This is a genomic window from Isoptericola sp. GX10416, assembly GCF_056590155.1.
Genome location: NZ_JBWPVO010000002.1, coordinates 385,027 through 406,700 on the forward strand (window position 1 = coordinate 385,027; position 21,674 = coordinate 406,700).

Annotated in this window: 21 protein-coding genes; 11 read left to right on the forward strand and 10 right to left on the reverse strand. The window is 72.0% G+C overall.

Annotation, left to right across the window (positions count from 1 at the left end):
• Positions 1-10 precede the first annotated feature (10 nt).
• On the reverse strand, positions 11-358 hold the full coding sequence (locus ACWAT2_RS05610; RefSeq protein WP_402373839.1) for a DUF8129 domain-containing protein: 348 nt from the start codon (positions 356-358) through the stop codon (positions 11-13).
• 181 nt (positions 359-539) lie between these two features.
• Positions 540-1,499, reverse strand: coding sequence for a CPBP family intramembrane glutamic endopeptidase (locus ACWAT2_RS05615; RefSeq protein ID WP_402373842.1), 960 nt, complete (start codon positions 1,497-1,499; stop codon positions 540-542).
• A gap of 42 nt (positions 1,500-1,541) precedes the next feature.
• On the opposite strand from ACWAT2_RS05615, the gene def reads away from it, so the two are divergent.
• On the forward strand, positions 1,542-2,228 hold the full coding sequence (def, locus tag ACWAT2_RS05620; RefSeq protein ID WP_402373844.1) for a peptide deformylase: 687 nt from the start codon (positions 1,542-1,544) through the stop codon (positions 2,226-2,228).
• A gap of 21 nt (positions 2,229-2,249) precedes the next feature.
• On the opposite strand, the gene ACWAT2_RS05625 is transcribed toward def, so the two are convergent.
• Positions 2,250-3,029 carry a hypothetical protein gene (locus ACWAT2_RS05625; RefSeq protein ID WP_402373847.1) on the reverse strand — a complete coding sequence of 260 codons (780 nt, stop codon included), beginning with the start codon at positions 3,027-3,029 and terminating at the stop codon, positions 2,250-2,252.
• 86 nt (positions 3,030-3,115) lie between these two features.
• Positions 3,116-3,718 (reverse strand): alpha/beta hydrolase family protein, encoded by a 603-nt coding sequence (locus tag ACWAT2_RS05630; RefSeq protein WP_402373850.1) that lies wholly within the window; start codon positions 3,716-3,718, stop codon positions 3,116-3,118.
• Between the two features lie 69 nt (positions 3,719-3,787).
• Between ACWAT2_RS05630 and ACWAT2_RS05635 the strand changes: the two genes are divergently transcribed.
• Positions 3,788-4,840 (forward strand): glycoside hydrolase family 43 protein, encoded by a 1,053-nt coding sequence (locus ACWAT2_RS05635; protein ID WP_402373853.1) that lies wholly within the window; start codon positions 3,788-3,790, stop codon positions 4,838-4,840.
• On the opposite strand, the gene ACWAT2_RS05640 is transcribed toward ACWAT2_RS05635, so the two are convergent.
• Together ACWAT2_RS05640 and ACWAT2_RS05645 are read right to left on the reverse strand one after the other, a co-directional pair.
• Positions 4,821-5,687, reverse strand: coding sequence for a universal stress protein (locus ACWAT2_RS05640; protein WP_402373856.1), 867 nt, complete (start codon positions 5,685-5,687; stop codon positions 4,821-4,823). The two genes, ACWAT2_RS05635 and ACWAT2_RS05640, sit on opposite strands and share 20 nt — an antisense overlap.
• Before the next feature lie 23 nt (positions 5,688-5,710).
• The gene (locus tag ACWAT2_RS05645) at positions 5,711-6,295 is read right to left on the reverse strand and encodes a hypothetical protein (protein WP_402373859.1); all 585 of its coding nucleotides are present in this window, start codon (positions 6,293-6,295) and stop codon (positions 5,711-5,713) included.
• A 285-nt stretch (positions 6,296-6,580) separates the two neighbouring features.
• Here ACWAT2_RS05645 and ACWAT2_RS05650 point away from each other — a divergent pair, with 285 nt between their 5' ends.
• Positions 6,581-9,148: an ATP-dependent Clp protease ATP-binding subunit gene (locus ACWAT2_RS05650; protein ID WP_402373862.1), complete on the forward strand. Its 2,568-nt coding sequence runs from the start codon at positions 6,581-6,583 to the stop codon at positions 9,146-9,148.
• 108 nt (positions 9,149-9,256) lie between these two features.
• Here the strand turns inward: ACWAT2_RS05650 and ACWAT2_RS05655 are convergent, their stop codons facing one another.
• From ACWAT2_RS05655 to ACWAT2_RS05665, 3 genes are read right to left on the reverse strand one after another with little or no spacing between them, the layout of a single operon-like run.
• Positions 9,257-9,928 (reverse strand): HAD hydrolase-like protein, encoded by a 672-nt coding sequence (locus tag ACWAT2_RS05655; protein ID WP_402373864.1) that lies wholly within the window; start codon positions 9,926-9,928, stop codon positions 9,257-9,259.
• A gap of 22 nt (positions 9,929-9,950) precedes the next feature.
• Positions 9,951-10,964 carry an NAD-dependent epimerase/dehydratase family protein gene (locus ACWAT2_RS05660; RefSeq protein WP_402373866.1) on the reverse strand — a complete coding sequence of 338 codons (1,014 nt, stop codon included), beginning with the start codon at positions 10,962-10,964 and terminating at the stop codon, positions 9,951-9,953.
• A gap of 55 nt (positions 10,965-11,019) precedes the next feature.
• The gene (locus ACWAT2_RS05665) at positions 11,020-11,775 is read right to left on the reverse strand and encodes an IclR family transcriptional regulator (protein WP_402373869.1); all 756 of its coding nucleotides are present in this window, start codon (positions 11,773-11,775) and stop codon (positions 11,020-11,022) included.
• Between the two features lie 68 nt (positions 11,776-11,843).
• Between ACWAT2_RS05665 and eda the strand changes: the two genes are divergently transcribed.
• Both eda and ACWAT2_RS05675 read left to right on the forward strand, forming a co-directional pair.
• Complete coding sequence (eda, locus tag ACWAT2_RS05670) at positions 11,844-12,485, forward strand: bifunctional 4-hydroxy-2-oxoglutarate aldolase/2-dehydro-3-deoxy-phosphogluconate aldolase (RefSeq protein ID WP_402373871.1); 642 nt, start codon at positions 11,844-11,846, stop codon at positions 12,483-12,485.
• Positions 12,482-13,588, forward strand: a complete 1,107-nt coding sequence (locus ACWAT2_RS05675) for a sugar kinase (protein ID WP_402373874.1) — start codon at positions 12,482-12,484, stop codon at positions 13,586-13,588. Before eda ends, ACWAT2_RS05675 begins: the two co-directional genes overlap by 4 nt.
• A gap of 23 nt (positions 13,589-13,611) precedes the next feature.
• Here ACWAT2_RS05675 and ACWAT2_RS05680 read toward each other — a convergent pair whose 3' ends face one another.
• Positions 13,612-14,637: a LacI family DNA-binding transcriptional regulator gene (locus ACWAT2_RS05680; protein WP_402373877.1), complete on the reverse strand. Its 1,026-nt coding sequence runs from the start codon at positions 14,635-14,637 to the stop codon at positions 13,612-13,614.
• A 247-nt stretch (positions 14,638-14,884) separates the two neighbouring features.
• Here ACWAT2_RS05680 and ACWAT2_RS05685 point away from each other — a divergent pair, with 247 nt between their 5' ends.
• From ACWAT2_RS05685 to ACWAT2_RS05710, 6 genes are read left to right on the forward strand one after another with little or no spacing between them, the layout of a single operon-like run.
• Positions 14,885-15,883, forward strand: a complete 999-nt coding sequence (locus tag ACWAT2_RS05685) for an ABC transporter permease (protein ID WP_402373880.1) — start codon at positions 14,885-14,887, stop codon at positions 15,881-15,883.
• Positions 15,877-16,800: a carbohydrate ABC transporter permease gene (locus tag ACWAT2_RS05690; RefSeq protein WP_402373883.1), complete on the forward strand. Its 924-nt coding sequence runs from the start codon at positions 15,877-15,879 to the stop codon at positions 16,798-16,800. Before ACWAT2_RS05685 ends, ACWAT2_RS05690 begins: the two co-directional genes overlap by 7 nt.
• 49 nt (positions 16,801-16,849) lie before the next feature.
• Positions 16,850-18,508, forward strand: a complete 1,659-nt coding sequence (locus ACWAT2_RS05695; protein WP_402373886.1) for an ABC transporter substrate-binding protein — start codon at positions 16,850-16,852, stop codon at positions 18,506-18,508.
• A 17-nt stretch (positions 18,509-18,525) separates the two neighbouring features.
• Positions 18,526-20,049: a GH39 family glycosyl hydrolase gene (locus tag ACWAT2_RS05700; protein ID WP_402373889.1), complete on the forward strand. Its 1,524-nt coding sequence runs from the start codon at positions 18,526-18,528 to the stop codon at positions 20,047-20,049.
• Position 20,050: 1 nt separating this feature from the next.
• Entirely contained in the window at positions 20,051-20,746 is a 696-nt protein-coding gene (locus ACWAT2_RS05705; RefSeq protein WP_402373891.1) for a glycosyltransferase, read from the forward strand.
• Positions 20,743-21,672: an arginase family protein gene (locus tag ACWAT2_RS05710; RefSeq protein WP_402373894.1), complete on the forward strand. Its 930-nt coding sequence runs from the start codon at positions 20,743-20,745 to the stop codon at positions 21,670-21,672. Before ACWAT2_RS05705 ends, ACWAT2_RS05710 begins: the two co-directional genes overlap by 4 nt.
• Positions 21,673-21,674 lie beyond the last annotated feature (2 nt).

Below are 21,674 nucleotides of genomic sequence, written 5' to 3' on the forward strand. Positions count from 1 at the left end.
AGGCGCCGACTCAGCCGCGCGGCTGCGAGCTGGTCTGCTGGAACCGGTCCGGCGGGCTCGGCTCGGCCGCCGTCTGCGGCGAGGCCTTGCTCCCGTGCCGTGTCTCGCCCTGCGGGGGTGCCGCGTCGGGGTCGCCGCCCGAGGGGGTGGCACCCTGGCGCACCTCGTCGAGGCGCTGCTGGAGCACGGTCAGCACAGGCATCCGGTTCCCGTGGGCGCGCTCGTAGGCGAGGATCTTCTCCAGCCCGTCGGCGTCGAGCTGCCGGACACGGTGGGCGAGCGTGCCCACCGGCAGGTGGTCGTAGTCGGGCAGCGGCAGGTCGTCGTGGTCCGGCTCGTTCGTCCGGTCGTCGGTCATGGTGTCCTCCTCGCGGGCTCACGGCGGTACCTGTACCTGACGACCGTAGGCACGCACCTCGTCGGCCCGCATCCTCGCGTCGGACGCCGCCCGAACGCCGTCCGCAGCCAGCCGGAGGCCGCCCCGCTCAGGCCACTGCCGCGTGCGTGGTGCGCAGGTCGGCGCCGCGCTCGGTGAAGGATCACGCGCCGGGCGCGTGCTCGCTCCCCGGCACGGGTGCGGCCGGCGCTCCGGGAGCCGCCGGCGCTCCGGGTGCGCGCCGCTCCCGGAACTGTCCGGTGGCTGCCAGGACGGCGATCAGCACGACCGGCACGATCCACCCGCTCCAGCCCAGGATCGTCGCTCGCGTGGTGTCCACGGTGGTGCCGGCCGCGCCGAGGACGAGGTGCATGCCCGCGGCGGCGTTGAGCGCGCCGTGCGCGAGCGCGGGCGCCCACACGGTGCCGCTGCGCAGGCGCAGCCACGAGAAGATCGCCCCGACGACGGTGCACGATCCCACCATCGTGACGAGCGCGAGCCAGGGCGAGGCGTTCGGGTAGTTGTACCCGAGGAGCACCAGCGGGGCGTGCCACAGCCCCCAGACCACCCCGGAGACGACGACGGCGGTCGCCACGTGCGTCCGGCATGCCAGGTGGGGGAGCAGCCAGCCCCGCCAGCCCAGCTCCTCGCCGAGCGCGGGGACGAGGTTGACCACCGCGCCGATCATGACGTTCACCAGCTGCAGGGCGACGAGCACCTGGATCGGGACGTCCACCTGGCCCGCCACGCCGACGGCGGCGAGCTGGCCGTCCACCACCTCCTGGAACCCGGAGAACGTCTCCAGGTCCATCTCGTAGAGCCCGAGGGCGGAGGCGACCGGCAGGGCGGCCAGGACGAGGAGGACGGGCACCAGGAACGCCAGCGTCAGCCACCCGAGGAACCGTCCCCACGGGCGTACCGGAGCCAGGCCGAGCGACCGGGCGAGAGATCGGCGCTCGACGCACCGCACCACGACGAGCGCAGCGATCGCCGGCGCGAGCATCATGGTGATCGCCACCACTCCCAGCAGCGGGCTGTCCAGGCCGTCCCCGAGCCACAGCGGCAGCGCCACCAGCCATGACAGGCCGAACGAGATCACGAGGTAGGTGGTCAGCGCGCGCACGCGGACACCGTAGCGGAGCGGCGCGCCGGTAGGCTCGGGCCCATGGCTTGGAGCTTCGGTCGGCGGCGTCCCACCACGTATCTGCTCGGCGAGGCGGTCGACCCGTACCCTGCCCAGGCGCCCGAGTCGCGGCGCGGCCGGGTCCGGCGGATCACGGAGATCGGTGAGCCTGTCCTGCACACGCCGGCTCGTGCTGTGGAGAAGTTCTCGACCCCGGAGCTGGCCCGCCTGGTGGACGACATGTTCGCGACGATGGAGGTCGCGCAGGGCGTCGGGCTGGCGGCCCCGCAGGTCGGCGTGGACCTGCGGGTCTTCGTCTACGACGTGACGGACGAGCGCGGCGACCGCCACGTGGGTCACGTGGTGAACCCGCTGCTCGAGATCGACACCTCGGCCGAGCTCGTCACAGAGGAGGAGGGCTGCCTCTCCGTGCCGGGTGCGTACGTGCCGCTGGCGCGCAGGTCCAGGGCGTCCGTCCGGGGCGTGGACCAGCACGGCGGCCCGGTCCGGCTCGAGGCCACCGGGTTCCTGGCGAGGTGCTTCGTGCACGAGTCCCAGCACCTCGACGGCACGCTCTACTGGGACCACCTGTCGGCGGAGGACCAGCGCGACGCCCTGCGGCAGCGGGACGAGGAGCGGGCGGAGGTCCTGGCGGCGCGTCGCGAGATCGCGATCGAGCTGGACAAGACGCCGGCCGACTATCCCGCGGAGCCCGCGGGCGGACGCTGAGCCCTTCCGCGACGGGCGCCGTCAGTCGCCGCGTGCGCGGAGCCGCCAGACGACGACGCCGCCGGCGGTGAGCCCGGCCGCGGCGAGCCCGAGCCCGGTGACAGCCCACAGCTCGCTGTCGTTCACCGCCGGCTCCGCGGCCTCGTTCCGCTCGTCGACGGCGGGCAGCTCGCCGCTGAAGCTGCGGCCCAGCGCCTCGAACTGCTCGGCACCCATCGCCGCGCCGGTCGCCACGGCGGACGGGGACGGGCTCGGCTCGTCCGACGGGCTCGGCGTCGGGGTGGCACTCGGTGTCGGTTCCGGGGTGGGCGAGGCGCTGGGGGTCGACGACGGCGCCTCGGCCGACGGTTCCGCCGTCGGGCTGGGGGAGGGGTCGGCGGACTCGCTGGGTGCTGGCGTCGGGGACGGCTCGTCCGGCGGGGCGGCCTCTGCCGCCGCGGGCTCGGTGCACCGTGGGTTGCGGTGGGACTCGTACCACTCGCCGACGCCGGGGACGTGGACGTAGGCGACGCAGTAGCCCTCGGGCATCTCGTCCGCCGCGGACGCGAAGGTCACGTAGCCGCGTCGGCCGCCGTCGAGCGACTCCGTGAGCCAGGCGTAGTCCCAGCCCTCGAGGCTGCGGATCGAGTAGCCGACGTGCCGGTCCCGGTCCCGGTGGTCGAGCTCCCTGCCGTCGAAGGCGACGCCGTCCGTGGTCACGTCGAGGTCGTCTGCCGTCGCTGGCAGCGGTGCCGCGAGGGCGAGGCCGGCGCCGAGGGCACCGACGAGCACGGCACGGACCGCAAGGCTGGCGACGCGCACGCGTGACCTTCCGACGCTGGGTGCCGGGGCTCCGGCGGGGGCGAACCACATCGTAAGGGACGCGCCCGTCCGGCCGGGACGCCTGGTCAGAACACGGTGAGCCAGTCGGCGACGGCTTCCGCGACGGCGTCGTCCTGGTTCCGCACGTCGTGGGCGCCCGGCAGGGTGACGCGGGTGACCTGGCCCGGGATGGCGCCGGTGTGGGCGGCGAGCTCGGCGGGGCTGCCGAAGGGGTCCCGGTCGCCGGAGACGAACAGCACGGGGACGTCGAGGTCGCCGAAGTGGTCGACCCGCAGCTTCTCGGGCTTGCCGGGCGGGTGGAGGGGGTAGCTGAGGAGCACCAGCCCGGCGGACGGCAGCCCGTCGGCCACCGCCATCGAGCACATGCGCCCTCCGTAGGAGCGTCCACCGAGCAGGATCTGGTCCGTGCCGACGTCGAGCTCCGTCGCGAAGCTCTCCGCCTCGGCCCGCAGGTGGGCGATCGCCACGGGCGGGCGGTCGGGCATCCGTCTGCCGGCGAGGCGGTACGGGAAGTCGACCCGCCGGACGGGCAGCGGGAGCCGCGTCGACCCTTCCGGAGGTGCTGCGAGCCGGTCGGCGACGGCGCGCAGGGTGTGGTGGTCGCGGCCGGCCCCGGCTCCGGGGGTCAGGAGGAGCCCGGCCGGGCGGGGGTGCTGCGTGGTCGACATGGACCCCAGTCTCGCGCACCAGGTACCGTGGCGTTCTACATCGTTGTATACGACTGAACGAGGACATCCATGACGGACCAGGTCGCCAGCAACCCGATCGTGCTCCAGCGCGCCGACCCGCACGTGCTGCGCCACGACGGGCAGTACTACTTCACCGGCTCGTACCCGGCGTACGACCGGGTCGTGCTGCGCCGGGCCGGCCGGCTCGAGGACCTCCAGGAGGCCCCCGAGGTCACCATCTGGACCCGCCACGAGTCCGGCCCGCAGTCCCACCTGATCTGGGCTCCCGAGATCCACCGGGTCGACGGCGCCTGGTACGTCTACTACGCCGCCGCGCCCGACGACCACGGCACCGCGGACGCCCCCGGTGCCGACGAGACCTTCAACCACCGGGTGTTCGTCCTGGAGTGCACGGCCGACGACCCCCTGACCGGCGGGTGGGTCGACCGCGGCCAGGTGGACACCGGCTGGGAGAGCTTCGCGCTCGACGCGACGACGTTCGTCCACGGCGGCGACCAGTACCTCGTCTGGGCCCAGCAGGACCTCGCCGTCCGGGGCCACTCCAACCTCTACATCGCCCGGATGGCGAACCCGTGGACGCTCGCCACGGCGGCCGTGGAGCTCACCCGGCCGGAGCACGACTGGGAGACCAAGGGCTTCTGGGTCAACGAAGGGCCCTCGGTGCTCGTCCGCGACGGACGGGTCCTGCTGACCTACTCGGGTGCGGCGACCGGCGTCGACTACGCCATGGGCCTGCTGACCGCCGACGCGGACGCCGACCTCCTCGACCCGGCGTCGTGGACCAAGAGCGCGGAGCCGGTCTTCGTCTCGGACCCGGCAGCAGGTCAGTTCGGCCCGGGGCACAACTCGTTCACGCAGACGCCCGACGGCGAGACCGTCCTCGTCTACCACGCGCGCACGTACACGGAGATCGTCGGGGACCCGCTGTGGGACCCCAACCGGCACGCGTGCGCCCAGGTGCTGCCCTTCGACGCGGCCGGCAACCCGCTCTGGGGCGCACCGGTGGCGGGAACGCGCCCGGTGCCGACCTCGACCGAGGTGCTCGCCCCGGACGGGACCGGGGCCCGGAGCGCCGGCGACCTCACCCCCGCAGGACGGTGACCGGGCAGCCGGCGAAGTCCAGCACCTGACGGCTCGTGGAACCGAGCAGCAGGCGGTCGAAGCCGCCCAGACCGCGAGCGCCGACCACCAGCCGGTCCGCGCCCTGGGAGGCCTCGATGAGGACCTTCGCGGCCTGCCCGTGCACCACCCGAGGGCGCAGGCGGCCCGCCGGCAGGTCGACCTCGGCCGCGGAGATCGCTGCGTCGAGGCACTCCCGCGCGAAGTTCTCGTAGTCGTCGATCGGCGGCGCCCAGCCCCACGAGCCGGGCAGCGGCGCGAGCGTCGTGATCTGCCAGGCGAACACGGGTTCCAGCAGCGCCCCGGAGTGCGCCGCGACCTCCGCAGCGTGCCGCAGCGCGGCGACGGACGGGGTGGACGTGTCCACACCCACCACCACGCGCGGGCCGTCCGACGGCGGAGGGACGTCGAGCGGCTCGCCGGTCGGCCGGTCGATGTGGCGCACCACCGTGACGGGTACCTGCGCGTTCTCCACGACGGTCGTGGAGACGGAACCGAGCACGCGGCGCCCGATCCGGCCACGCCGTCGTCGGCCGAGCACGAGCATCTGTGCGTCGGCGCTCGCGGTGAGCAACGCGTCGGGGACCGGGCCGGGGAGCACGGCGTACTCGGCGTCGAACGGTTCGTGCCGCTCCCGGGCTCGGTCCAGGATGGCCGCCGTCTCGGCCCGCACCTCCTCCAGGACGCCGGTGAGCCGGGCCTCGTCCACGGCCGGGGCGACCCGGACGACGGTGAGCGGGTGGCCGCTCGACGAGGCCTCCCTGACCGCCCAGTCCAGCGCCTCGTCGGCCTCGACGGTTCCGTTGACGCCCACGAGGATGCCTTCCATGCGGCCAGCCTAGTGGTGCCGGGTCAGCGCCGCCCGGGCGGTTGCAGCAGGGAACGGATCGGCCGGGTGACGACCTCGACCCGGTCGACCAGGTCCGCGGGTCCCGTCACGACGAGGTCGCGCCCGCGCAGCGCGACGTGCACGGCCTCGACGTCCCGGACTCGGACCCGGGTGGCCGGCCGGGCCGTGCCGTCCACGGTGAGCTCCGAGGACTCCAGCGGGACGCCGTCCACCTCCGCCACGATCGACTGCATCGCGCTGCGGTAGTCCGCGAAGTCGTCGGCGAAGTCCGAGGTGCCGCGCGGCGTCTGCGTCGTGTCGGGTTCGACGGGGGAGGCGATGTCGGCGTGCAGCGGGGCAACCAGCGCGCCGCTCGCCGCCGCACGGACCACGTCCTCCACCGCGTCGGCCGCCACCGGCGTCCGCAGCGTCTCCACCTCGAAGGACTCCCGCGCGAAGGTGCGGTACGACCGGACGAACCGGTCCGACGTCGGGTCCGTCTCGTCGTCGTACCCTGTCAGCGCCTCGTCCTCCAGGTCGAGGCCCCACGTCAACGGGTCCACGACCTCGCCGACCACTCCCGAGAAGCGCGCCATGCGGGCGTCCACCGGATGATCCGGGCCGGGCCGGGCCCCTCTCGGCCGACTGTTCCTGCCCTGCCCCGCCTCGTGCCCGACGTCGTCCATGGTGGCCCTCCCCGTGTGCGGCGACCTGTTCCGACCACCATTGCTCCGGGGGCGGCGTCTCGGCAACGGGGCGCGCCGTCACGCCCCTGGCGAACACGGGCATCTGGAGGGGGGTCGGCGTGTTGGGAGCGAATAGAGTCGTAGCGGTCAGGCTGTCGCCGTCGATCCGACGGGGCCAGGAAAACGCCGCTCGTGAGGGAGCAGCACATGTTCGAGAGATTCACGGATCGAGCCCGTCGGGTGGTCGTCCTCGCTCAGGAAGAAGCGAGGATGCTCAACCACAACTACATCGGCACGGAGCACATCCTCCTCGGTCTCATCCACGAGGGTGAGGGCGTCGCCGCCAAGGCGCTGGAGTCGCTGGGCATCTCGCTCGACGGCGTGCGCGCGCAGGTGACCGAGATCATCGGTGAGGGCCAGCAGGCGCCGAGCGGGCACATCCCGTTCACTCCGCGTGCCAAGAAGGTGCTGGAGCTGTCGCTGCGCGAGGCGCTGCAGCTCGGCCACAACTACATCGGCACGGAGCACATCCTGCTCGGTCTCATCCGCGAGGGTGAGGGCGTGGCAGCACAGGTGCTCACCAAGATGGGTGCCGACCTGAACAAGGTGCGTCAGCAGGTCATCCAGCTGCTGAGCGGCTACCAGGGCAAGGAGCCCGTCGCCGCCGGCGGTCCGCAGGAGGGGCAGCCCTCCGGGTCCGCCGTCCTGGACCAGTTCGGCCGCAACCTGACGCAGGCCGCACGCGAGGGCAAGCTGGACCCGGTCATCGGGCGCAAGCCCGAGGTCGAGCGGGTCATGCAGGTGCTGTCGCGCCGCACCAAGAACAACCCGGTCCTCATCGGCGAGCCCGGCGTCGGCAAGACGGCCGTCGTCGAAGGGCTGGCGCAGGACATCGTGCGCGGCGACGTGCCCGAGACGCTCAAGGACAAGCAGCTCTACACGCTGGACCTGGGCGCCCTCGTGGCCGGTTCGCGCTACCGCGGTGACTTCGAGGAGCGCCTGAAGAAGGTGCTCAAGGAGATCCGCACGCGCGGCGACATCATCCTGTTCATCGACGAGATCCACACGCTCGTCGGTGCCGGCGCTGCTGAAGGAGCGATCGACGCGGCCAGCATCCTCAAGCCGATGCTGGCCCGCGGCGAGCTCCAGACGATCGGTGCCACGACGCTCGACGAGTACCGCAAGCACGTCGAGAAGGACCCGGCGCTGGAGCGTCGCTTCCAGCCCATCCAGGTCAACGAGCCCTCGATGGAGCACGCGATCGAGATCCTCAAGGGCCTGCGCGACCGTTACGAGGCGCACCACCGCGTGTCCATCACGGACGCCGCGCTCGTCTCGGCCGCCCAGCTGGCCGACCGGTACATCAACGACCGGTACCTGCCGGACAAGGCGATCGACCTCATCGACGAGGCGGGCGCGCGCCTGCGCATCCGCCGGATGACGGCCCCGCCGGAGCTCAAGGAGCTCGACGAGCAGATCGCGGAGGCTCGTCGCGACAAGGAGTCGGCGATCGACGACCAGGACTTCGAGAAGGCCGCGGGCCTGCGTGACACCGAGAAGCAGCTCACGCAGCAGCGCGCCGAGAAGGAGAAGGCCTGGAAGTCGGGCGACCTGGACACCGTCGCCGAGGTGGACGAGGAGCTCGTCGCCGAGGTGCTGGCGATGTCGACCGGCATCCCGGTCGTCAAGCTCACCGAGGAGGAGTCGAGCAAGCTCCTGCACATGGAGGACGAGCTGCACAAGCGGGTCGTCGGCCAGGACGTCGCGATCAAGGCGCTGTCCCAGGCGATCCGTCGCACGCGCGCCGGCCTGAAGGACCCGAAGCGTCCCGGTGGCTCGTTCATCTTCGCGGGGCCCACCGGCGTCGGGAAGACCGAGCTCGCCAAGGCGCTCGCCGAGTTCCTGTTCGGCGACGACGACGCGCTCATCCAGCTCGACATGTCGGAGTTCTCGGAGAAGCACACGGTCTCGCGGCTGTTCGGCTCGCCCCCCGGCTACGTCGGGTACGACGAGGGTGGCCAGCTCACCGAGAAGGTGCGCCGCCGTCCGTTCTCCGTGGTCCTGTTCGACGAGGTGGAGAAGGCGCACGCCGACATCTTCAACTCGCTGCTGCAGGTGCTCGAGGACGGCCGACTCACCGACTCCCAGGGTCGCGTGGTCGACTTCAAGAACACGGTCATCATCATGACGACGAACCTCGGCACGCGGGACATCGCCAAGGGCGTCCAGACCGGCTTCAACGCCGGCGGCGACCTGGTGACCGACTACCAGCGGATGCGGGCGAAGGTCAACGAGGAGCTCAAGCAGCACTTCCGGCCCGAGTTCCTCAACCGTGTCGACGACACGATCGTCTTCCCGCAGCTCTCCGAGAAGGAGATCGTCGAGATCGTCGACCTCGAGATCGCGAAGCTCGACAAGCGTCTACGCGACAAGGACATGGCCATCGAGCTCACCCCGGCGGCCAAGAACCTGCTGGCGGAGAAGGGCTACGACCCGGTCCTCGGCGCCCGGCCGCTCAAGCGGGCCATCCAGCGGGAGATCGAGGACGCGCTGTCCGAGAAGATCCTGTTCGGCGAGCTCAAGGCCGGCGAGATGGTCCTGGTCGACGGCGAGGGCGAGGGGATCCTCGGGGAGTTCACCTTCCGCGGGGTGCCCAAGTCCGAGCACGACCGCGGACCCGTCTCGGTCGGTGCCGCGGCCGCTCTGGACGCACCGACCGGTGTCTCCGTCTCCGACCTGCCGCCCACCGGGCAGATGCAGGCCGGCGCTGAGTAGCACGGCCGCGTCAGCTGCCTGACGACGCCAGGCCCCGGACCCTCCTCACAGGGTCCGGGGCCTTCGTCGTGCCTGCGGGCTCGCCGCGGGGCGCCGGCGGCGGCCGGCTCAGCGCAGCCGAGCCAAGATCTCCCGTGCCAGTGCCGCGACGTCGTGGACCTGCCCGACGGCGCCGGCCGCCTCGAGCTCGCCGGGTGCGGCGTAGCCCCAGGTCACCCCGAGGCAGTCGATGCCGTGCGCGGCGGAGCCGTGCACGTCGTGCTCGCGGTCGCCGACCATCAGCACCGGGCCGTCCTCGGGCGCGGCCGGGGAGTGTCGTCCGAGCGTGGCGAGCGCCTTCGCGATCACGTCGGCCTTGGTCGACGTCGCCTCGTCCAGCGGCGCGCCGAAGACGTCGTCGACCAGCTCGGTCAGGCCGAACCGGTCGCAGATGGGTCGCGCGTACACCTCGGGCTTGCTGGTGGCGACGGCGATGGCGCAGCCGGCCGCGCGCAGCTCGCGCAGGGCCGCGGCGACGCCGTCGAACACCGAGTTGTCGAACATGCCCCCGGCGGAGTACGCGGCCCGGTAGGCGACGATCGCCTCGCCGACGCGCTCGCGGGGCACGCCGTGGACGGGGAAGGAGTCCGGGATCGGCGGGCCGACGAACGAGCGCAACGCGGCGGCGTCGGGCACCGGCAGCCCGAGCGTGCGGTAGGCGTGCGCCACCGACGCCGTGATGCCCGGCGCGGAGTCCATGAGCGTGCCGTCGAGGTCCAGCAGGACGAGAGGTGTGGTCACGGCGCCAGGCTACGTGCCGCGCTCAGATCGACCGGGCATGCTGCACGAGCCGGTCGAACGCCGCGTCGAGCACGGCCTCGGGCGCCTGCGCCTCCGGGTGCGCGTCGTACCAGGCGATCTGCTCGTGGGCGGCCTGGTCGTAGGTGATGGTGGTGGCGAACTCGGGCACGAGCGCCTGCAGCTTGGCGCAGTCGAACAGCATCGAGTGGGCCTTGTCACCGAGCAGCCCGTCGCCGACGTCGGGCAGGACCCGCGCGATCGCCTCGGACGGCACGTGCACGATCTCCGGGTCGGGGACCCCGGCGGCGGCGCCCAGCCACGTGTAGACCTGGTCCCAGGTGGGGGCGTGCGTGCCCATGATCTGGAACGTGTCGCCCACGGCGTGCGGGTGGCCGAGCAGGCCGACGAACCCGACGGCGAAGTCGTCCGTGTGCGTCAGCGTCCACAACGACGTGCCGTCGCCGTGCACGACGACCGGCCTGCCGGCCCGCATCCGGGCGACGTCGGTCCAGGCGCCGAGCGTGGGCAGCAGCGTGCGGTCGTAGGTGTGGCTGGGGCGCACGATCGTGGCAGGGAAGGCATCGTCGCGGTAGGCGCGGACCAGGAGGTCCTCCCCGGCGATCTTGTCGCGGGAGTACTGCCAGTACGGGTTGCGCAGCGGCGTGGACTCGGTCACCGGCAGCCGGGACGGCGGCGTCTGGTATGCCGACGCGCTGGAGATGAACACGTACTGGCCGGTGCGCCCCGTGAACCGCTCGATGTCGCGTGTCACGTGGTCGGGGGAGAAGGCGCGGAACTGGGCGACGACGTCGAAGTCGCGGCCCGCCATCGCGGCGTCGACCGCGTCGTCGTCGGTGACGTCCGCCACGAGCGTCTCGACCTCGGGCGGCAGCGGGCGGGTGGTGGACCGGCCGCGGTTGAGGACTGTGACGCGGTGGCCCTGGGCCACGGCGCGAGCGACGGACGCGGCACTGATGATGCCGGAGCCGCCGATGAAGAGCAGGTCGAGCGGGTTGCGAGGGCGCGTGGAGGTCATGGCAGCCATGGTGCCCGACGGGCGCCGGTCAGGACCGCTGCCCGACGGGCGCCGGTCAGGACCGCCTTGGTGCTGCCGCGATGCTCAGGCCGACCGGCAGGTGCTCAGCGAACGTCTCGGTGAGGGCGCCGATCCGCGCGTCGCGGGCCGCGCCGGTCATGCGTTCGGCGGGTGCGGTGATGGACACGGCGGCGAGCGGCCGACCCGCCCGGAGCACGGCGACGGCGGCGCAGGCGATGCCCGGCTCGTTCTCCTCGGTCTCGGTGGCGTACCCGAGGCGGCGGGCGGCCGAGACGGCGTTGCGGAGCCGGTCCGCCGTCGTGTCCGTGTCGGCGTAGCGGGCGAGCTCGTCGTCGTCGAACGGCCCGGCGGCCAGGAGCGCGCGGCCCAGCGCCGTCGTCGCGGCCGGGCGGCGGCGTCCGACGGCTGACCAGACGCGCACCGCCCGCTGCGGCTCGACCTTCTCCAGGTAGACGACCTCGCGACCGGCGAGGACGCCGAGGTGGACGAGCTCGTCGACGTCGGCGCTCAGGGCGTCGAGCGCGGGGCGCAGGAGGGCCGGCAGGTTCTCCTCGGCGAGGAACGTGCTGCCGAGCGCGAGGACGGCGGGGCCGAGGCGATAGGTGCCGTCCTCGGCCTGCTCGGCGTAGCCGCGGTGGCGCAGCGCAGCGAGGGTGCGGTGCAGGGTGGACTTGTTGGCGCCGACCTCCGCAGCGAGGTCGGCGAGGGAGGTGCCGTCGGCGCCGGCGCGGCCGAGGGCGTCGAGGGTGAGCAGGGCCTTGTCGACGCTGCCGAGCGGGCTGGGTTCCATGGGACCGTCCTGCTAGGGTGCATTCCGTAGTAAACAACAGGCGTTCACCATAGCGAAACGGAGAGCAGATGTCACCCGGCGACACCCTGAAGACCCTCGAACAGCACCGTCTCGTGCCCGTCGTCGTGGTCGACGGCGCGGACCAGGGCGTGCGGCTCGCCGAGGCCCTCGTCGCGGGTGGCCTGCCCGTCGCCGAGATCACCCTGCGCACCGCCGGCGGGCTCGACGCCATCCGCGCCGTCGCGCGCCGCCACCCCGACGTCGTCGTCGGCGCCGGGACCGTCGTCGACGCCACCCAGGTGGACGCCGTCGTCGACGCCGGCGCGCGCTACATCGTCTCGCCCGGCCTGTCGCGCAGCGTCGTCGAGCGCGCCCAGCACCACGGCGTGCCCGTGCTGCCCGGTGTCGCCACGCCGACCGAGATCATGGCGGCGCTCGACCTCGGCGTCGAGACCGTCAAGCTCTTCCCCGCCTCCGTCGTCGGCGGCCCCGCGGCCCTCAAGGCGCTCGCGGCGCCCTTCGGCGACGTGCGGTTCGTCCCGACCGGCGGCATCAGCGCCGCCAACCTCGGTGAGTACCTCGCGCTGCCGTCCGTGCTCGCCGTCGGCGGCTCGTGGATGGTCGCCAAGAACCTGGTCGACGCCGGCGACTGGGCCGAGATCACCCGCCTCACCGCAGAGGCTGTCACCCTCGTGAAGGAGAACTCATGACCAACCCCTCGATCACCACGCGCCCCGCCGCGGACTGCCGCTACGACGTCGTCGCGCTCGGCGAGGTCATGCTCCGCATGGACCCGGGCGACCGCCGCATCCGCACCACCCGCAGCTTCGACGTCTGGGAGGGCGGCGGCGAGTACAACGTCGCCCGGGGGCTGCGCCGCTGCTTCGGCCTGCGGGGCGCCATCGTCACGGCGCTCGCGGACAACGAGGTCGGCCGACTGGTCGAGGACTGCATGCTCACCGGCGGCCTGGACACGTCCTGGGTGCAGTGGCGCGATTTCGACGGTATCGGCCGCGAGGTGCGCAACGGGCTGAACTTCACCGAGCGCGGCTTCGGCGTGCGGGGCGCCGTCGGGGCCAGCGACCGCGGGCACACCGCGATCTCGCAGATGCAGCCCGACGACGTGGACTGGGACGCGCTGTTCTCCTCCGGCGTGCGCTGGCTGCACACGGGCGGCATCTTCGCGGCGCTGTCGGAGTCGGCCGCCGACGTCGCCGAGGCCGCCATGTCCGCCGCCCGCCGGCACGGCACGATCGTCTCCTACGACCTCAACTACCGTCCCTCGCTGTGGAAGGGCATCGGCGGGGTGGAGCGGGCGCGCGAGGTCAACCGCCGCCTCGCGCACCACGTCGACGTGATGATCGGCAACGAGGAAGACTTCACGGCCTCGCTCGGGTTCGAGGTCGAGGGCGTCGACGAGTCGCTGACGGACCTCGACACCGGGGCGTTCCGGGCGATGATCCGCACGGCGGCCGAGGCGTACCCGAACTTCCAGGTGATCGCCACGACGCTGCGCGGCGTGAAGTCCGCCTCCGTCAACGACTGGGGTGCCATCGCGTGGTCGCGCGCCGAGGGCTTCGTCGAGGCGACCCACCGCGCCGACCTGGAGATCTTCGACCGCGTGGGCGGCGGCGACTCGTTCGCCTCGGGCCTGGCGTACGGGCTCCTGGAGCGGGAGTCCCTCGCCGAGGCCGTGGAGTACGGCGCCGCGCACGGCGCGCTCGCCATGACGACCCCGGGGGACACGACGACGGCGACGCTCCCCGAGGTGGCCAAGCTCGCCGCGGGCGGCAGCGCGCGCGTCCAGCGCTGACCGCCTGACCCCCCACCCCTGCGTCAGGGGGTCAGGGGTGGGGGTGCGGTCGACTCCCGGACCACCAGTTCGGTGGCGAGGTTGACCCGGGTGACCGCCGGGGTGGTCCCGGCGGCCAGCTCGAGCACCATGCGGGTCGCCGCGGCCCCCATCTCCGCCAGCGGCTGCCGCACCGTGGTCAGAGCCGGGACGGTCCACTGCGCGAGCGGGAGGTCGTCGTACCCGACCACCGAGACGTCGTCGGGGACCCTCAGGCCGAGCTCCTGCGCGGCGCGCAGCGCGCCGATGGCCTGCATGTCCGAGCCGGCGAAGATGGCCGTCGGCCGGTCCCGGCGGTCGAGCAGGCGTCGCGCGGCGTCGTAGCCGGCCTCCACGTAGAAGTTGCCGGAGTCCACGAGCGTGGGGTCGACGGCGATCCCCGCCGACTCGAGAGCGCTGCGGTAGCCGTCGATGCGGGCCCGGCTGCACAGCATGTCGGACGGCCCGGAGATCGCGGCGACCCGGCGGTGCCCGAGCTCGACGAGGTGTCGCGTCGCCGCGAGCCCTCCGTTCCAGTTGTCGGACCCCACGGTGGGCACGTCCGGCGGGGGCTCGCCGTCGGTGTCGATGACGACGAACGGGATGGACCTGCTCGTCAGCCGCCGCTGCTGCGCCGCGGTGAGCTGGGACGCCACGAGCAGCACGCCGAGCGGGGGCCGGGCCAGGGTGGTCTCCAGCCATGTGCGCGGCGGGCGGTGCCGGCCGCCGAGCTCGGACAGGATCACGCTCGTACGGCCCGCGGCGGCGGTGTCCTCGACGCCGCGGATGATCTCGAGCGACCACGTCGAGCCCAGCCGGTGGAAGACCAGGTCGATGAGCCCCGCCCCCGTCGGGGGGATGCCTGGCCGCCGGCGGCGGTAGCCGTGCCGGTCCAGCGCCTCCTCGACCCGCGCGCGCGTGGCGGAGGCGACGTCGGGCCGCCCGTTGAGCACCTTCGAGACCGTCGGGACCGAGACGCCGACCTCTCGGGCGACCTGGGCGATCGTCGGCGCGGTGCGGGAAGCGGTCATCAGGGCTCTTCTCAGGGTGCGGTTGAACGAAACTTTCGGAGCCATGGTAGCGCCGATGGACTGGCCGACGGCGACCAGAACGCCGTGTCGTGACACGAATGTGACCGCCCGCCACTTGACCGCTCTGGCTGCTCCGCCTAGTGTCACTCGCGTTGACAACGTTTTCAACACCGAAAGTTTTCGGTAGGCATAGGTGCCACAGGGCTCGACGGCCCGCCACGACGACGTGACGAACCAGGAGCAGCACATGACACAAGGGACCGAGGCGGTGCGCACAGCCCCCGCCGTGGTCGTCGACACGACGGAAGATCCGCCGTCGGGCGCAGGGGCACGCCGACGTCGCCGCGAGACCTGGGCCAGTGCGCTGCGCAAGGACTGGCGGCTCTACACGTTCCTCGTCCTGCCGATCGCGTTCCTCCTGCTGTTCCGGTACGTGCCCATGGCAGGCAACGTCATCGCGTTCCGGCGCTTCCGGCCGGGCGGGTCGATCTTCGGCGACGAGTGGGTCGGGTTCCACTACGTCGAGATGTTCCTGAACGACCCCACGTTCTGGCGGGTGTTCACCAACACGGTGATCCTCGGCGCGCTGACCCTCGTCATCGTCTTCCCGCTGCCGATCGTCCTGGCGCTCATGCTCAACGAGCTCCGGTCGCGCCGCTTCAAGAAGGCCGTCCAGACGATCAGCTACCTGCCGCACTTCATGTCGATCGTGATCGTCGCCGGGTTCGTCTACGAGCTGACGGCGCTCAACGGCACGATCAACCAGATCATCACGGCCGTGGGCGGCGAGGAGATCTCGTTCATGCAGCGGGCCGACTGGTTCCGCTCCGTCTACGTGGGCTCGGAGATCTGGCAGGTCGTCGGGTTCGGCACGATCCTCTACCTCGCCGCGCTGACCACCATCGACGACCAGCTCTACGAGGCGTCGCGCATCGACGGGGCCAACCGGTGGCAGCAGATCTGGCACATCACGCTGCCCGGCATGCGCCCCACCATCGTGGTGCTGCTCATCCTCAACATCGGCACCTTCCTGGCGGTCGGGTTCGAGAAGGTACTCCTCCTCTACAACCCGCTGACCTACTCGACGGCGGACGTCATCGCCACCTACCTCTACCGCGTGGGCCTGACGAGCGGCAGCTTCTCCTACGCGGCGGCGATCGGCCTCTTCGAGGCCCTCATCGGCCTGACGCTCGTCCTGTCGGCCAACGCCATCTCGAAGCGACTGGTTGGAGCGTCCCTGTGGTGAGCACGACGCCGAGGACACCGGACATCTCGGCGGTCCGGTCGGTCCCGACGACGGTCAAGGACAGCCGTGGTTACACGATCTTCCGCGTGGTCAACGCGGTGCTGCTGGTCCTCGTCTGCCTGGTGACCCTGTACCCGTTCGTGAACCTGATCGCCCAGGCGTTCAGCTCGCAGGGGTACATCGTGGCCGGCGAGGTGAACCTCTGGCCCAAGGGGTTCAACCTGACCACCTTCGAGACGGTGTTCGGCGACGAGCGCTTCTGGACCGGCTACCGCAACACGATCATCCAGACGGTCCTGGCGACCGGGGTCGCGATGGTGCTCACCACCACGATGGCGTACGCGCTGTCGAAGCGGCACCTCAAGGGCAGGTCGTTCTTCATCGGGCTCGTCGTGGTGACGATGTTCTTCAACGGCGGCCTCATCCCGAACTACCTGCTCATCACCAACCTCGGCCTGAAGAACACCATCTGGGCGATCGTGCTGCCCAACGCGATCAGCGCGTTCAACCTGCTGGTCATGAAGTCGTTCTTCGAGAACTTCCCCCAGGACCTGGAGGAAGCGGCGTCGATCGACGGGCTGACCACCTACGGGATCTTCGGGCGCATCGTGCTGCCGCTGTCGAAGGCGGTGGTGGCCACCATGATCTTGTTCTACGCCGTCTCGTTCTGGAACGCGTGGTTCCCGGCGTTCCTCTACCTGAGCGACCCCGGGCTCCAGCCCGTGACGCTCTACCTGCGCAACCTGCTGGCCGGCGCGACCGGCAGCGGCGTGGAGGCGGGGATGGAGACGGTGCAGATCGGCGCCAACATCCAAGCCGTCGCGATGCTGCTGACGGTGCTGCCCATCATCTGCTTCTACCCGTTCATCCAGAAGTACTTCGTGTCGGGCGTGATGCTCGGCTCGGTCAAGGGCTGAGGCCCGCCCCACCGTCGCGAACAACGACGTTCACCACAGGAGGAGACCCATGAGGATCATCCGGAGCAAGATCGTCGCGGGAGGCGCCGTCGTCGCGCTGACCGTCACCCTGACCGCCTGCTCGGGCGGCAGCGAGAACCCCGAGGAGGGAGGCGAGGCCGGCGCGATCGACACGGCCTCACAGGTCGGCTACATGGAGGACTTCGCGGCCGGCGACACGTTCGTGGCCACCGAGCCCGTCGAGTTCGGGCTGCTCTACCGCGACCACCCGAACTACCCCTTCAAGGAGGACTGGTCGCTGGTCCAGCACCTCGAGGAGGACAACAACGTCACGTTCGACTACGAGAACGTGCCGCTCGAGGACATGCAGCAGAAGCGCTCGGTGCTCATCGGTTCGGGCGAGGCGCCCGACATCATGCCGGCCACGTACCCGGGCGACGAGATCCAGTTCATCGGCGGTGGCGCGATCCTGCCGATCTCCGACTACGTGCAGTACATGCCCAACTTCCAGCAGAAGGTGGAGGAGTGGGGGCTGACCGAGGAGATCGAGGCGCAGCGCCAGGCCGACGGCAAGTACTACATGATCCCGGGCCTGCACGAGGTCGCCAAGCACCAGTACTCCGTGGCCATCCGCCAGGACCTCTGGGACGACGCGGGGCTCGAGCACCCGAAGACGTGGGACGAGTTCGCCCAGCAGCTCGCCGTCATCGCCGAGGAGAACCCGGACCTCGACCACGCCATGACCGACCGGTGGTCGATCAACGGCCCGATCGAGGCCACGATGAGTGCCGCCGCGCCGAACTTCGGGACCGTGGCCGGATGGGGCTACGGGCTCGGCCTGCAGTGGGACGCTGAGGCCGGCGCCTACGAGTACGCCGGCGGTTCGGACGAGTACCGGGCCCTGGTCCAGTACTTCGCCGACCTGGTGGCGGACGGTCTGCTGGACCCCGAGGCGCTGACGCAGGACGACGACCAGGCCAAGGAGAAGTTCGCCTCCGGTCAGGCCGCGGCGATCGGCTCCAACGACCAGGTGCTGCTCGAGTACCGCGACGCCTTCGCCGAGACCGGTGACGACGACGCCGAGATCAAGCAGATCGTCGTCCCCGGCGGTCCGGCCGGCGACAACATCCCGGGCGGCACGCGCCGCGAGTCCGGCCTGATGTTCTCCGCGCAGGCCGCCGAGCAGGACGACTTCCTCGCGATGCTGCAGTTCGTCGACTGGCTCTACTACTCCGACGAGGGCCTCGAGTTCGCCAAGTGGGGCGTCGAGGGCGAGACGTTCGAGCGTGAGGGTGACGAGCGCGTCCTGGTCGACGAGGTCGGCTGGGGCGAGCTGAACCCGGACGCCCCCCAGCTCCTCAACGCCGACTTCGGCTACTACAACGGCGTCTGGTCGATCGCCCACGGCTCCACCGAAGACCTCGACAAGTCGATGATGAGCGACGAGGTCATCGAGTTCATGGACGGGATGAACGCGGTCAAGGAAGAGCTGCCGATCCCGCCGACCGTCCAGTACGACGAGATGGAGCAGGAGCAGGCCGGCCTGCAGCAGACCACCCTGCAGGACGTCGTCATGCAGAACACCGCCCAGTTCATGCTCGGTGACCGCCCGATGTCCGAGTGGGACGCGTACGTCGCCGAGCTCGAGGGCGCCGGCATGACCGACTACGTCGACCGCGCCAACGCTGCCGCCGGCGTCGGCGACTGACTACCCGAAGGAGCCCCGTGCCTCGCCTCACCGTGCCCGCCGAACCCGTAGGAGAGCTCAGCGACGCCTGGCGGTCCTGCGTCGGCACGGGCCGCTTCAACCTCGCGCTGCGCCAGGACGTCCAGGAGTCCCTGGCCCTGGTGCAGCGCGAGATCGGCTTCCGGTACGTCCGGGGCCACGGCCTGCTCTCCGACGACGTCGGGGTGCACCGGCCGTACGACGTCGCCGGCCACACCGCGACACGCTACGCGTTCACCTACGTCGACCAGGTCGTCGACGCCTACCTCCGGCTCGGGATCAAGCCGTTCATCGAGCTGGGTTTCATGCCGACCGGCCTGGCGTCCGGCGACCAGACGGTGTTCTGGTGGCGGGGCAACGTGACCCCGCCCCGGGACCACCGCGAGTGGGCGGCGCTGGTGCGTGCCATCGTCGGCCACCTCGTGGACCGCTACGGGTTGGACGAGGTGCGCACCTGGCCGATCGAGGTGTGGAACGAGCCCAACCTGACGCACTTCTGGCAGGGCGCCGACCGGGACGCCTACCTGCGGCTCTACGAGGTGACGGCGCACGCCGTCAAGGACGTGGACGCCTCGCTGCAGGTGGGCGGCCCGGCCCTCTCCCCGGGTGCGGACGACTGGTGGGAGCCGTTCGCCGAGTTCGTCCTGGCGCGCGACGTGCCGTGCGACTTCGTCTCGGTGCACGCCTACACGTCCGGCCAGGCGCAGCACGTGCCGTTCGGCGTCTACCAGACCGTCCGTGAGCCGCAGCGCCTGCTGGAGCAGTTCGCCCGCCCCAAGGAGCTGCTCGCCGGGACGCCCCTGGCGGACCTGCCGATGCACGTCACCGAGTTCAACACCTCCTACCGGCCGGACAACCCGGTGCACGACACGGCGTACAACGCCGCGTACCTCGCGCCCGTGCTCGCGGCGGGCGGCGACCTGGTCGACTCGTTCTCCTACTGGACGTTCAGCGACACCTTCGAGGAGGAGGGCGTGCCGACGTCGCTGTTCCACGGCGGCTTCGGCATGGTCACCCACCGGCAGGTCCGCAAGCCGACGTTCCACGTCTACGCCTTCATGGCGCGGATGGGACGGCACGTCCTCTCGCGCGGTGCCGACCACCTGGTCACGCGCGACGACGCCGGACGCGTCACGGTGCTCGCCTGGCAGCCGGTGGGCGGCACGGACGACCCGGTCGAGCGCGAGCGCCACGAGCTGCGGCTCTCGGTCCCGGTGCCGGGGTCCCGCACGGTGTACGCGCACCGGTCGGTGGTCAACGAGACCGAGGGGAACGCCTGGGCGGCGTGGCGGGAGATGGGCCGGCCGGCATCCCCGCGTCCCCGGCAGCTCGAAGCCCTGTACGAGGCCGCCGGGCCGGCGCGCAGCCACCGGTCCCTCGAGGCGGTCGACGGGCGGGTCGCCCTCGACCTGACCCTGGGGCGCCACGAGGTCACCCTCGTGGAGCTGGACGCCGTGCACGACGAGACCCCGCCGTGGCTCGACGACTCCCGGATCCTGGGCCGGGGGCCGTACGGTACGTGATGTGACGACCTCAGACGCGCCGGTCCCCGGCGACCACGACCACGGGCCCGCCGGCCGGGCGACGTCGACGGTGTACCGGCTGCTGGTGGTCGGGCTGCTCCTGGCGATCAGCGTGTCGCCGACGGTCGTGCTGCTCTTCCTCATCGCGCCGGACCCGTCGAACGTGCCGCTGGCCGTCGGCTCGGCGGTGTTCGTCGGGCCGGCACTCTCCGCGGCGCTCTTCGCCCTCGGGGCCAAGGCCCGAGACGACGGCCTGACCCCCGGCCCGGCGTTCGTCAAGGGGTACCGGATGAACCTCGGCGACGTGCTGAAGGTGTGGGTGCCGGGACTCCTCGCGCTCGCGGTGCTGTCCTGGACGACCGTGAACATCGCCGTGGCCGGCGTGCCGGTCTGGTGGGCCGGGATCCTCATCGGCCTCGCCGTCATCCTGCTGCTCTGGATGGTCCAGGCCACCGTCATCGCGTCGTTCTTCAGCTTCCGCGGCCGTGACACCGCGCGGCTCGCGCTGTACTTCCTCGGCCGCCTGCCGCGCGTGACCCTGGCGGTGGTGTCCGCCGTCGTGCTCGCCGGTGCGGTCGTGTTCCTGACCGCACCGGCGGTGCTCGCGGCGTTCGGCGTGCTCCTCGTGGCGCTGCTGCTGCGCTGGGAGAAGCCGCTGCTCGCCGAGGTGCGACTGCGGTTCGTCGAGTCCCCGTGAGCCTCTCCCAGGACCCGCTCTGGCCGCGCGCCGGAGGCTGGCCCGCGCCCGGTCCCGGTCCCGCTGACGTCGCGCTGCTGGGGATCGGCACCTGGCGTACCTCCCTGTCCCCGACGGGTGCGCACGCGACGCCCGCCGCCGTGCGCGAGGCGCTGCGCCGGTACAGCCCGGCGCTGAGGCATCCCGACCCGCGCCGGGTGCTCGACGGCGGCGGCACGGTCGACCTGGGCGCTCTCGCCGTCGTCGACCACGGCGACGTGCCCGACCCCGACGGACCGGCAGGGGAGGAACGGGCGCGCGCCGCCGTCGCCGAGGCCGTGCGTGGTGCCCGGTTGCTGGTCGCGCTCGGCGGGGACAACGCGCTGACGGTGCCCGCGGCGCTCGGATCCTGGGGACGGGAGATCGGGACGGCCGGGCTCGTCACGCTCGACGCGCACCACGACCTGCGCGACGGCGTCTCGAACGGTTCCCCGGTGCGGCGGCTGATCGAGGCGGGCCTCGACCCGGCGCGGGTCGTGCAGATCGGGATCGCGGACTTCGCGAACTCAGCGGCGTACGGGCGGCGGGCGCACGAGCTGGGGATCCGGGTCGTGTCGCTCGACGAGCTGCGGTCCCGAGGGGTCGCAGCCGTGGTCGCCGAGGCGCTGGAGGTCGCCGGGGCCGCGAGCGGGCCCGTGCACCTGGACGTCGACGTCGACGTCTGCGACCGGTCCGTCGCCCCGGGGTGCCCGGCGAGCGTCCCGGGCGGGATCGCGGCTCACGAGCTCCGTGCGCTCGTGCGGGGGCTCGTGCAGGGCCGGAGCGTGCGGTCGGTGGACGTCGCCGAGGTGGATGCGACGGCCGACGCCCCCGACGGCCGGACGGTGCGGCTCGCCGCGCTGTGCGTGCTGGAGGCGCTCGCGGGTCTCGCGCTGCGCACCGGGTAGCC